9 protein-coding genes, 3 tRNA genes and 1 pseudogene are annotated in these 11,265 nt (G+C 72.1%); 3 read left to right on the top strand and 10 right to left on the bottom strand.

Going from position 1 to position 11,265, the window contains the following annotated elements; genetic code table 11:
- Positions 1-40 precede the first annotated feature (40 nt).
- From ACMATS_RS18700 to ACMATS_RS18720, 5 genes are all read right to left on the bottom strand, one after another.
- Positions 41-1,552, bottom strand: a complete 1,512-nt coding sequence (locus ACMATS_RS18700; RefSeq protein WP_414168521.1) for an MFS transporter — start codon at positions 1,550-1,552, stop codon at positions 41-43.
- A gap of 105 nt (positions 1,553-1,657) precedes the next feature.
- Positions 1,658-3,604 (bottom strand): ArnT family glycosyltransferase, encoded by a 1,947-nt coding sequence (locus ACMATS_RS18705; protein ID WP_414168522.1) that lies wholly within the window; start codon positions 3,602-3,604, stop codon positions 1,658-1,660.
- Complete coding sequence (locus ACMATS_RS18710; RefSeq protein WP_414168523.1) at positions 3,601-4,887, bottom strand: glycosyltransferase; 1,287 nt, start codon at positions 4,885-4,887, stop codon at positions 3,601-3,603. Before ACMATS_RS18710 ends, ACMATS_RS18705 begins: the two co-directional genes overlap by 4 nt.
- Positions 4,888-5,003: 116 nt before the next feature.
- Positions 5,004-6,533: an ATP-binding protein gene (locus ACMATS_RS18715; RefSeq protein WP_414170745.1), complete on the bottom strand. Its 1,530-nt coding sequence runs from the start codon at positions 6,531-6,533 to the stop codon at positions 5,004-5,006.
- Complete coding sequence (locus tag ACMATS_RS18720; RefSeq protein ID WP_390777167.1) at positions 6,533-7,288, bottom strand: response regulator transcription factor; 756 nt, start codon at positions 7,286-7,288, stop codon at positions 6,533-6,535. The genes ACMATS_RS18715 and ACMATS_RS18720 overlap by 1 nt, the downstream gene beginning before the upstream one ends.
- Before the next feature lie 120 nt (positions 7,289-7,408).
- Between ACMATS_RS18720 and ACMATS_RS18725 the strand changes: the two genes are divergently transcribed.
- Positions 7,409-8,287: an LLM class F420-dependent oxidoreductase gene (locus ACMATS_RS18725; protein ID WP_414168524.1), complete on the top strand. Its 879-nt coding sequence runs from the start codon at positions 7,409-7,411 to the stop codon at positions 8,285-8,287.
- A 48-nt stretch (positions 8,288-8,335) separates the two neighbouring features.
- Here the strand turns inward: ACMATS_RS18725 and ACMATS_RS18730 are convergent.
- The 3 genes from ACMATS_RS18730 to ACMATS_RS18740 form a co-directional block, all read right to left on the bottom strand.
- Positions 8,336-8,409: transfer RNA gene (locus tag ACMATS_RS18730), tRNA-Met, on the bottom strand.
- Between the two features lie 36 nt (positions 8,410-8,445).
- A tRNA-Arg gene (locus tag ACMATS_RS18735) sits at positions 8,446-8,518 on the bottom strand.
- A gap of 220 nt (positions 8,519-8,738) precedes the next feature.
- Positions 8,739-9,623, bottom strand: coding sequence for a sigma-70 family RNA polymerase sigma factor (locus tag ACMATS_RS18740; protein WP_414168525.1), 885 nt, complete (start codon positions 9,621-9,623; stop codon positions 8,739-8,741).
- A gap of 68 nt (positions 9,624-9,691) precedes the next feature.
- On the opposite strand from ACMATS_RS18740, the pseudogene ACMATS_RS18745 reads away from it, so the two are divergent.
- Positions 9,692-9,889 (top strand): annotated as a pseudogene (locus ACMATS_RS18745) (carboxymuconolactone decarboxylase family protein); the annotation flags it as partial.
- Positions 9,890-9,980: 91 nt separating this feature from the next.
- Here ACMATS_RS18745 and ACMATS_RS18750 read toward each other — a convergent pair.
- Positions 9,981-10,391 (bottom strand): DUF6159 family protein, encoded by a 411-nt coding sequence (locus ACMATS_RS18750; protein WP_414168526.1) that lies wholly within the window; start codon positions 10,389-10,391, stop codon positions 9,981-9,983.
- A gap of 81 nt (positions 10,392-10,472) precedes the next feature.
- Positions 10,473-10,563, bottom strand: a tRNA-Ser gene (locus tag ACMATS_RS18755).
- Positions 10,564-10,773: 210 nt separating this feature from the next.
- Here ACMATS_RS18755 and ACMATS_RS18760 point away from each other — a divergent pair.
- Positions 10,774-11,223, top strand: a complete 450-nt coding sequence (locus ACMATS_RS18760; protein WP_414168527.1) for an SSI family serine proteinase inhibitor — start codon at positions 10,774-10,776, stop codon at positions 11,221-11,223.
- Positions 11,224-11,265 lie beyond the last annotated feature (42 nt).

Below are 11,265 nucleotides of genomic sequence, written 5' to 3' on the forward strand. Positions count from 1 at the left end.
CGAGCAACCACAGCCGGGCCGCACCCGCAGAACCGGCCCGCTACTGCGCCCCGGCGCGTTCCGCCCTGCGCAGCAGCACCGCGGCAAGCACGCCGCCGGCGAACACGGCGGCCGCACCCACGAGCTGGCTGGTGTGAACGCCGGTGGCAAACGCATCCGCGATCTCCGCCCGCTGCGCAGGCGAATGCGCCCGCTCCAGCGCCGCCGGCAACGACCCCGCCCCCGCCGCAACTGCGGGAAGCAGCCCGGCGAAGCGCGAGTTGAGGACCGCGCCCAGCACCGCCACGCCCAGGCCGTTGCCGCATTCCTGCAGCGTGCCGTTGACGCCGGCGCCGACGCCGGCCTTCTCCGGCGGGATCGCCGACATGATCGCGTTGGCCATGGCCGGCATGGACAGGGCGATGCCGGTGCCCATCAGGATCAGGCCCAGCAGCATGCCCCCGTACCCGTGCGCGCCGAGCGTCGCGATGGCCGCGAGGCCCGCCGCCAGCAGGCCCATGCCGCCCGCGATGGCCACCGGGGTGCCCACCTTCGGCAGCAGCCGGGCGCCCACGCCCGTCAGATTGAGGACGACGATGACGAGGGCGAGCGGAGTCATGCGCAGGCCCGTGACCAGCGGGCCGTAGCCCAGGACGAGTTGCAGGTGCTGGGTGAGCAGGAAGAACGAGCCGCCCATGCCGAAGGCGACGAGGATGCCGCCCGCGACCGCGCCGACGAACCGGCGGTTGCGGAAGAAGTGCATGTCCAGCATCGGGTACGGGATGCGACGCTCCCAGAGCGCGAAGCCCGCCAGCGCGACGGCGCCGACCGCGGCCGACACGAGGACGCGCGCGGACGTCCAGCCGTGCCCGGGGCCGGAGATGATCGCGAAGGTGACACCGGTCATGCCGATCGTCGAGAGCAGCGCGCCGAGCAGGTCGGGCCGGTCGCCGGTCGGGTTCTTCGACTCGGGGACGAGCTTGAGCACTGCGACCAGGCCGATCAGGGCCACCGGCAGGTTGATCAGGAAGATCGAGCCCCACCAGAAGTGGTCGAGCAGGGCGCCGCCGATGAGCGGACCGGCGGCGAAGCCGAGCGAACTCACCGCGCCCCACAGGCCGATGGCCTTCGGGCGCTCCTCGTCGTCGAAGACCTGGACGACGACGGCCAGGGTGGTGGTCATCAGCAGCGCTCCGCCGATGCCCATGCCGGCGCGGGCGGCTATCAGTTCCCCGGTGGTCGTGGAGAGGGACGCCAGCAGCGAGCCGATGCCGAAGAGGCCGAGGCCTGTGGCGAGCATCTTCTTGCGCCCGTAGCGGTCGGCGGCGTTGCCCGCGGTGAGCAGCAGTCCCGCCTGCACCAGCGAGTAGGCGTTGATCATCCACTGGATGTCGGAGGTGGCGGCGCCCATCTCCTTCGTCAGGGACGGGATCGCCACCGTGAGCACGGTGTTGTCCAGCAGCACGGTGAGCTGGGCGAGGCAGATGACGCCGAGGATCATCCAGCGGGCCGGGTTGCGCGGTGGCCGCACTGCGGCCTCGGTGCCGGGTGAGCCGGCGGTCGTCGCCGTCATGCGTGTTCCCCCTTGTACGGTGTACGACTGGCTTGTGCCGTACACCGTACAAGGACTGCTCTACGCCGTACAAGTGAGTTTTTGCGCGGTCCCCGTCACACCCCGTCACGCGCTCCGCGTCAGGTCGTAGAAGGTCGCACCCCCCACCGTGACCTTGGCGAAGTGCGCCTCCACCCACGCCGTGATCTCCGCGGCCGTCCCCTTACCGCCCCGGTCGCCCCGTCCGGCCCGGTCGCCGCCGCCGGCGGCGATGAACCAGTGGATCCGTCCGTCCTTCACCAGCTCCTCGAAGTGCGCGAGCGTGGGTGAGGGGTCGCTGCCGTTGAAGCCGCCGATGGGCATCACGGGCCGCTGCGTGGCGAGTTGGTAGCCCGCCGCGCTCTGCGAGCCGACGGTCGCCGCGGCCCAGGTGTACTTCCCCGCGTCCTTCGCCACCGCGGCCGCGGCCGCCGGGCTCACCCGCTGCCCGCCGAGCAGCCCGGCCATACCGCCGAACCCGCCCGCGCCGCCGGGCCGTTCGCCGTTGCGCCGCCCGGGGTCCCCCATCGGGAGGCCCGCCGGGAAGCCGTGCGCCGCACCGCCCCGGCCGCCGGGCCCGCCGTGTCCGCCGCCGGGGCGGCCGAACCCGCCGAAGCCGCCCCGCACCGCCGGGCCCGCCGTCACGATCGAGCCGCCGTGCGCGGAGTCCACCGTGTTCAGCGTGTACGCGAACGGACCCGCCAGCGCACTGCCCGCCGCGAGCACGGCGACCCAGCGCACAGCGCGGCCCTCGCCGCGGCGGACCAGCAACAGGGCCACGCCCGCCGCCACACCGGCCGCCAGGACGGCCCACTTCAGCCAGGGCAGCCAGTGCGGGGTGCGGTCCAGCAGGACGTACGCCCACCCCGCGGTCCCCGTCGTCACCAGCGCGAGCAGCGACACCGCCCGACGCTCCCACAGCACCGCGACGCCCATGGCGACGAGCGCCGCCACGTACGGGGCCAGGGCCACCGTGTAGTACTGGTGGAAGATCCCCGACATGAAGCTGAAGATCGCAGCGGTCATCAGCAGCGCACCGCCCCAGACGAGGAACGCCGCCCGGCGGATGTCCGTACGCCCCGCGCGCCGCAGCAGCCACAGCACCGTCACCAGCAGCACCAGGGCGGCCGGCAGCAGCCAGGCGATCTGGCCGCCCGTGTCCGGGGCGAACAGCCGCCCGATGCCGGGCTGTCCCCAGTGGCCGCCGCCACCGTGCCCGCCCCCGCCGGGGCCGCCGCCGACGCTGCCGGTCTCGTTGCCGTTGATGCGGCCGAGCCCGTTGTAGCCGAAGGTCAGCTCCAGGAAGCTGTTGTGCTGCGAACCGCCGACGTACGGGCGCGACGCGGCCGGCATGAGCTCGACGACAGCGACCCACCAGCCTCCGGCCACGACCAGCACCAGCCCGGCGAGAAGGAGCTGGACCACCCGGCGCAGCGGCCACGTCGGCGCGCACACCAGGTACACCAGGGCGAGCGCGGGGAGGATCAGCCAGGCCTGCAGGGTCTTGGTCAGGAAGCCCAGCCCGAAGCAGAACCCGGCCAGCATCAGCCACTTGGTGCTCGCGTGTTCCAGTGCCCGCAGCACGCACGCGACGGCGCACACCATGAGCAGGCACAGCAGCGCGTCGGGGTTGTCGAAGCGGAACATCAGCGCGGCGACCGGGGTGAGCGCGAGCACCCCGCCCGCCAGCAGCCCCGCGGCCGTACCGAAGTGCCGCCGCACGGCGGCGTACAGCACGCCGACCGCGGCGACGCCGATGATCACCTCGGGGACCAGGATCGACCACGAGCTGAGCCCGAAGAGCCGGACGGACAGGCCCATGGGCCACATCGCGGCGGGCGGCTTGTCGACGGTGATGGAGTTCGCGGCGTCGGAGGATCCGAAGAAGAAGGCCTTCCAGCTCGCGCCGCCCGCCTGTGCGGCGGCGGCGTAGAACTGGTTGGCGTAACCGGAGGCGCTGAGGTCCCACAGGTAGAGCGCGGCGGTGGCCGCGAGGAGCACGAGCAGGGCGGGGTTGGGGCGGCGGAGGGTCAACGGGTGCTCCCGGGAGTCTCATGGTGCTGGTGCTCCCCGTCCGCCGCAGCCGTATGCACAGCCTGTGGAAACACCCAGGCCCGCAGCAGCAGGAACCGCAGCGCCGTCGCCGCGAGGTTGGCCACGACCAGGACGGAGAGCTCGGCGCCGTGCGAGGCACTGCCGCCCGCCGCCCCGAGGGCGGCCAGGGAGCCGCTGGTGAGGGCCAGACCGATGGCGAACACCACCAGACCCTGGGCCTGTTGGCGCATCGCCCGCTCGCGTCCCCGCACGCCGAAGGTCAGCCGGCGGTTGGCGGCGGTGTTGGCCACGGCCGAGAGCAGCAGCGCCAGCGCGTTGGCGGGCTGCGGGCCCATGCCCATGCGGAACAGCGTGTACAGGCCCAGATAGGCGAGCGTGCTCAGCGCGCCGACGGTGCAGAAGCCGACCAACTGCCGGGCCAGACCGCGCGGCACGCCCGGCACGGCGCGGTCGCGCGGGTCGTCGCCGAACGGCCTGCGCAGCCGCTCCAGCGGCAGCGCCCCGGTGGCCAGCGCACGGCCGATCCGCCAGACGCCGCGCAGGTCGTCGGTGGCGGTGCGCACGATGTGCACCGAGCTGTCCGGGTCGTCGACCCAGTCCACCGGCACCTCGTGGATGCGCATCCCCGCCCGCTCGGCCAGCACGAGCAGTTCGGTGTCGAAGAACCAGCCGGTGTCCTCGACCAGCGGCAGCAGCGCCTCGGCCGCGTCCTTGCGGATCGCCTTGAAGCCGCACTGCGCGTCGGAGAAGCGCGCCGCGAGGCCGGTGCGCAGCACGAGGTTGTAGGCGCGGGAGATGAACTCCCGCTTGGGGCCGCGCACCACGCGCGACCCCCCGGCGAGCCGGGTCCCGATGGCGAGGTCGGAGTGGCCGGAGATCAGCGGGGCGACCAGCGGCAGCAGGGCGTTGAGGTCGGTCGACAGGTCGACGTCCATGTAGGCCAGGACGGGCGCGTCGGAGAGCGACCAGACGGTGCGCAACGCCCGCCCGCGGCCCTTCTGTTCCAGCCGTACGGCGCTGACCTCCTCGATCGCGTCGTCGAGCCTGGCCGCGACCTCGGGCGTACGGTCGGTGCTGGCGTTGTCGGCGACGGTGATGCGGAAGCCGTACGGGAAGGTGGCCGTGAGGTGCGCGTGGAGCCGGCGGACGCAGGCTTCGAGGTCGTCCTCCTCGTTGTACACCGGGACGACGACGTCGAGCACGGTCGCCGTCTGCCGGACGGCAAGCGGTGAACGGGCCGGAAGAGCTGGGCAGTCGGTCATGCGCCGACCCTGTCGACGGGCGCTGTCACGACCGTGTGATCAGCCTGTGGGTGGGCTGTGAGAGGGTGCCGTACCGCGCCCCGTAGGGGCGCGGGGAACTGCGCGAGCAACCACACTCAACCCGCAGGCAACCGCACAGCAAAGACAGTGCCCCGCCCCGGCGTACTGCTGACAGAGACAGCGCCCCCGTGCGCATCCACAACAGCCCGCACAATGGCCAGCCCCAACCCCGTACCACCCCCCGCGCGGGAGCGACTGGCGTCCCCCCGGGCGAACCGCTCGAAGACGTGCGGCAACAGGTCGGCCGGTATGCCGGGCCCGTCGTCCTCGACCTCCAGCACCGCATACGCACCGCCGGAGGCACCCCGCACCCGCGCGATCACCGTCGTCCCGGCCGGCGTATGCGTACGGGCATTGGCCAGCAGATTGACCAGCACCTGCTGGAGCCGCGCCGGATCACCGCGCACGCAGACGGGCGTGTCCGGCAGGTCCAGCCGCCAGGTGTGGTCGGGCCCGGCCGCCCGCGCATCGCTCACGGCATCGACCACGAGCGGAGAGAGGTCGATGTCCGTGAGCGAAAGCGGGCTGGGGGCACCTCTGGGGGCACCCCCAGCGGTAGCTGGGGGAGATAGCTGGGGGACGGCGTCGAGGCGGGCGAGGAGCAGGAGGTCCTCGACCAGATCGGTCATCCGGCGGGCCTCCGACTCGATGCGCCCGAGGGCGTGCCGGGTGTCGGGACCGATCTCCTCGGCGCCCCTGCGCGTGAGTTCGGCGTAGCCGCGGATGGAGGCGAGGGGCGTGCGCAGCTCGTGGCTGGCGTCGGCGACGAACTGCCGTACCCGTGTCTCGCTCTCCTGCCGCGCCGTCAGCGCCGAACCGACGTGCCCCAGCATACGGTTGAGGGCCGCGCCCACCTGCCCGGCCTCGGTGCGCGGATCGGCCTCGGCCTCGGGCACCCGCTCGTGCAGGGCCACCTCACCGCTGTGCAGCGGGAGTTGGGCGACGCGGGTGGCGGTCGCGGCGACGCGGCGCAGCGGCCGCAGGGCGATGCGCACGGTGGCGGCGGCCGCGATCCCGGCCGCGGCGAGCGCGGCGCCGGAGACGCACAGTTCGACGACGATCAGCGTGCCCAGGGTGTCCTGGGCGGCCGTGGTGGGGATGCCGACGAGGAAGACGGTGCCGTCGGGGGCGGCGACGGACCGGGCCCGGTACTGCCCGCGCCCGGGCAGGTCGACATCGTGCGGCCGGCCGTCGCGGGCGAACCGGCCGAGGGCGTCGCTCTGGGCGTCGGTGAGGGGTTCGAGCGCGTCGTCGCCGGGCCAGGAGGAGGAGTCGGGCGGGGTGCTCACGGCCGACTGCCGCACCCGTCCGTCGGCGCCGACGAGCGCGCCGACGGTGCCCAGCGGCTGGCCGCCGCCCCGGACGAAGCGCAGCGGGCTGCTCTCGTGCGGCTCCGGCGGGCGGCGGCCCGCGGCCCGCACGGCCACCTCGTGCAGCTGGGCGTCGAGCTGCCCGTAGAGGTAGCTGCGCAGCACGATGGTGGTGACCGTGCCGATCACCGCGCAGACGACGGCGACCAGGGCGACCGTGGAGACGACGAGCCGGGTGCGCAGGGGACGGTTGCGCAGGGGGCGGGGGCGTCGGATCACGCGGGGACGACGGCCGGCTTGATCAGGTAGCCGGCGCCGCGCCGGGTGTGGATCATGGGCTCGCGCCCGGCGTCGATCTTTCTGCGCAGGTACGAGATGTAGAGCTCGACGACGTTGGCCTGGCCGCCGAAGTCGTAGGACCACACCCGGTCCAGGATCTGCGGCTTGCTGAGCACCCGGCGCGGGTTGCGCATCAGGAAGCGCAGCAGCTCGAACTCGGTGGCGGTCAGGTGGATGTCGGTGCCGGCGCGCGAGACCTCGTGGCTGTCCTCGTCCAGGACCAGGTCGCCGACCTGCAGCACGGACTCGTTGCGCGGCGCGACGGCACGGGACCGGCGCAGCAGGCCGCGCAGCCGGGCGACGACCTCCTCCAGGCTGAAGGGCTTGGTGACGTAGTCGTCGCCGCCGGCCGTGAGCCCGGCGATCCGGTCCTCCACGGAGTCCTTGGCGGTGAGGAAGAGCACCGGCACGTCCGGCAGCTCGCGGCGCAGCCGGCCGAGCACGGCCAGGCCGTCCATGTCGGGCAGCATCACGTCGAGGACGACCGCGTCCGGGCGGAACTCCCGCGCGCGGCGCACCGCTTCGGCACCGTCGGGCGCGGTGTGCACGTCCCACCCCTCGTAGCGGAGGGCGAGCCGGAGGAGGTCGGCCAGCGAGGCCTCGTCGTCGACGACCAGGACGCGCACGGGACTTCCGTCGTCGTGCAGCAGCTGGGTGGTGCGCCCGCTGGGCGGGCCGGGGGGCGGCGTCATGGCATCCGATGGTGCCGGGGGCGGGTGAGAGCGCCCTTTCGGCATTCTGTGAAACCTCTGAGAATCCGGCGGGCCCGGACCCCCGGGAATAACCGGATGACGCCTCCAGTTTTCATGATCATGGCACTGGACACAGCACTGGGAACCATCGGCATCTTTAGCGGCGGGCTCCGCGTGGACGCGCCCGAGCAGCTCGGCGAAGTCCGCGAAGCGGCACAGGAGTTGGAGGAGCTCGGCTACAGCACGCTCTGGATCGGCGGCAGCCCCGGCATCCACCAGGCGGTACACATCCTGGAGGCCACGGAACGGGCGACCGTGGGCACCAGCATCCTGAGCATCTGGAACCACGAGGCCGCCGACGTGGCCGCCCAGTACGCGGCACTCCCCACCGGACAGCGGGAACGGTTCGTCCTCGGGCTCGGCGTGAGCCACGGGAAGCTCGCGGAACGTTACGCCCGCCCGTACTCCGCGATGAAGACGTACCTGGACGGACTGGACGGCGCGCCCGTGCCGCTGCCCGCCTCGCAGCGGCTGCTGGCCGCGCTCGGCCCGAAGATGCTGGAGCTCTCGCGGGACCGGGCGGCGGGCGCCGTGCCGTACCTCGTCACGCCGGAGCACACGGCGCAGGCACGGGAGCGGCTGGGCGCCGGGGCGGTGCTCGCGCCGGAGCTGAAGGTCGTCCTGGACACCGACCTCGCCCGGGCCCGCGCCACGGCCCGCGACTTCCTCGCCCTGTACCTGGCGCTGCCGAACTACACCAACAACCTGCTGCGGCTCGGCTTCGAGGAGACGGACTTCGCCGGCGGCGGCAGCGACCGTCTGGTCGACGCGCTCTTCGCGCTGGGCGACGGGGACGCCGTGCGGAAGCGCGTGGACGAGTTCCTCGCGGCCGGGGCCGACCACCTCGCGGTGCAGGCCGTGGTGCCGGACCAGCTGAACGCGCGCCTGCCCCGGGAGCAGTGGCGCGCGCTGGCGGACGTGCTGGCGCTGCGGGGATAGCGGAAACGCCACAGGCCCGGTACCGAAGTACCGGGCCTGTGGTCTGAGTAGCGGGGACAGGATTTGAACCTGCGACCTCTGGGTTATGAGCCCAGCGAGCTACCGAGCTGCTCCACCCCGCGACGGACGAGAAGAACCGGAAACCGGCTTCCCGACTGTGCGCTCGGCAGGATTCGAACCTGCAACCTCTTGATCCGTAGTCAAGTGCTCTATCCGTTAAGCTACGAGCGCTCGGCTTCCCGGCTTGTTTCCTTGCCGGTCGGCGTTGCGGGAACAACATTACATGAACTGCGCCGGGAGGCGAAATCCGTTCTGTCCACCCCGCCTGACCTGCGAAAACAGCAAAATGGCGGCGCGCGTGACAACGCAGGAGGCCCCGGCTGTCGTGATCGACAACCGGGGCCTCTCCTGCGGAGGCGGAGGCTCCGGCATCGGTCAGGCGGTCAGACGGTCAGACGGTCAGACCGAGCGTGGTCAGGCGGTCAGGATCGGTGAGGATGTCGAGTCCGGTGATACGGCCGTCCCGGATGGTGAACGACATGACGGACAAAGGCCGGTCCCCGGCGAACGAGACAACGCCGGGCGTGCCGTTGACCAGCGCCAGACGCGCGTCTGCCGCGAAGCGGGCGAAGGTGATCGCCTGGGATGCCACGTCGGCTGCGCCGCGCCGCAGGATGCTCGGGACGAGCGTGCCGCCGTCGGAGCGCGCGACCACCTCGGGGTCGAGGACGGCCAGGAGCGCCTCGAAGTCGCCGCCGCGGGAGGCGGTCAGGAAGGCGTCCACGACATCGCGTTTGCGGGCGACGTCCGTGTCGGCCGCCGGGGCGGCGCCCTGGACCCGGCGGCGGGCGCGGCTGGCGAGCTGCCGGGTGGAGACCGTGGTCCGGCCGAGGATGGGGGCGATGTCGTCGAAGGGCACGTCGAACATGTCGTGCAGGACGAAGGCCAGTCGCTCGGCCGGGGAGAGGGTCTCCAGCACGATCATGAGCGCGATGCCCACGGAGTCCGCGATCAGGATCTCCTGCTCGGGGTCGACGCGGGCCAGCGCGGTGACCACCGGGTCGGGAAGCCGGACCGACCCGTCGTGCTCGGGCAGCGGTTCCTCGCGCCGCGAGGTACGCGAGCGCAGCATGTCCAGGCATATCCGGCCCACGACCGTGGTGAGCCAGGCCCCGAGGTTCTTCACATCGCTCACATCAGTGCGGCCGAGCTTGAACCAGGCTTCCTGGACGGCGTCCTCCGCCTCGGCGAGCGACCCCAGCATCCGGTAGGCCACTGCCTTGAGTCCGGGCCGTTCCGCCTCAAAACGGTCGGCCAGAAAAAAGTTCTCGCTCACCTGTCACACCCCCGTGTCCGGATCCGTCGGTCCAGTGACAGACGCCAACGGATCAACAGGAGAGTCAGATGAACGCCGCGGTCGCCACCACTGCCCGGATGAAGAACCCCGCCCTGGTCCTGCCGGACGCCATGAAGGTCATCCAGAACATCTACAAGGCCATGTACCAGGGCGGCGTCTCCCCCCAGATCCTGGAACTGGTTCACCTGCGGGCCAGCCAGATCAACGGCTGCAGCGCCTGCGTGTTCGCCGGCGTCGCCGGTGCAACCGCATCAACACCACCATCGAGGAGCCCGCCGGCATTACCTGGTAACCGACGTGCTGACGTTTCGTCAGGGCCCGAGGTACATGCCGTCGTCAGCCACCGTGCTGGTAGCAGCGGAGTCCGACCACCGACAGGATCACGGGCAACGCGATCCACAGCGAGCCGTACACCTGTCGGGAGAAGGTCTCGCGCAGCATCCGCGCCGACCGTCGGGTGCCCTCAAGCACTCCAAGGCCGTCGACCATCATGGCGGGCAACGCCAGGTAGGTGGCGGTGGCCCAACCGGCACTGAACAGCTCCTTCAGAATCCAGCCGGCAACCGGAACCCGTTCCAGCTGCCGAGCGAGCTGCATAACCGTCGTGCTGAGCACGCTCCACGCCAGCAGCCGCCGCCAGTGCCGCAACAGGCGAGGGGCGGGAGCCGACGACGCCGAGGACGCCACGCGCCGCATCGCGGCCTTCATCCCGCGCCAGAGCCGCCTTTCGGCGGTTGGCGCCAGCACGGTGCCATCAGGCGGCTGAAAGAGCTCCTGAAACGACTCAGGGAGCCCAGCCGAAAACAGCTGAACTCCCTGGTCAGAGGGCGGAGGCGGAGGGATTTGAACCCTCGATGGGCTTTAAGGCCCAAACCGCATTAGCAGTGCGGCGCCATAGACCGGACTAGGCGACGCCTCCAGCACACCCGCGCGGGCGCGAGCGTTGGTGCAGATGATGACACAGCTTCGTGCCTCATCACCAATCGCACCCTACGGTACCGGGCTTCCGGCACCGGGGGCAAAGGCGTTCCGGGTGCGCAACGCGCGGCGCACTGGCGCGTTAGACGGGCCGGGGCGGATCCCCTCCCCCGTGCCGGCCTCCGGCACGCACCCGTCCTTGGAGTCCTGCATGCCGCTCCACCGCCTGGCCCTCGCAGCCGCCGCCCTGGCGGCACCGGCCCTGCTCGCCGCCGGCGCCGCCGCCGGTGCCGCGCCGATCCCGCTGCCCGAGCAGCGGGCCGCCGACCACCTCGTCGTCACGATCACCCACAGCGGGGACCTCGAGGGCACCTTCCATCTCTACTGTCACCCGCTGACGGGGAGCACCCACCCACGCGCCGCGGACGCCTGCAAGCAGCTCGACGGCGGGACCACGTGGGGCAAGGACCCCTTTGCCCCCGTGCCCAAGGACCAGATCTGTCCGATGATCTACGGCGGCCCGCAGCAGGCCCACGTCACCGGCCGCTGGGCGGGACGGCCGGTGGATGCGCACTTCAACAGGACGAACGGGTGCGAAACGGCCCGCTGGGACAAGTTCTCCATTCTGTTCGGCGAGCCGAAAGCCCGTGCCATGACCTGACACGCGAGGCATGTCCGGACGGTCCGCCACACCCGTCGACCG

The sequence above is a fragment of the Streptoverticillium reticulum genome, from assembly GCF_047456005.1.
In the GTDB taxonomy this organism is placed as follows: domain Bacteria; phylum Actinomycetota; class Actinomycetes; order Streptomycetales; family Streptomycetaceae; genus Streptomyces; species Streptomyces reticulum.

Excerpts from the sequence above, each read along its gene's own strand:
- ACMATS_RS18700 (WP_414168521.1), bottom strand. The coding sequence starts at position 1,552 with ATGACGGCGACGACCGCCGGCTCACCCGGCACCGAGGCCGCAGTGCGG.
- ACMATS_RS18710 (WP_414168523.1), bottom strand. The coding sequence starts at position 4,887 with ATGACCGACTGCCCAGCTCTTCCGGCCCGTTCACCGCTTGCCGTCCGG.
- ACMATS_RS18720 (WP_390777167.1), bottom strand. The coding sequence starts at position 7,288 with ATGACGCCGCCCCCCGGCCCGCCCAGCGGGCGCACCACCCAGCTGCTG.
- ACMATS_RS18725 (WP_414168524.1), top strand. The coding sequence starts at position 7,409 with ATGGCACTGGACACAGCACTGGGAACCATCGGCATCTTTAGCGGCGGG.
- ACMATS_RS18760 (WP_414168527.1), top strand. The coding sequence starts at position 10,774 with ATGCCGCTCCACCGCCTGGCCCTCGCAGCCGCCGCCCTGGCGGCACCG.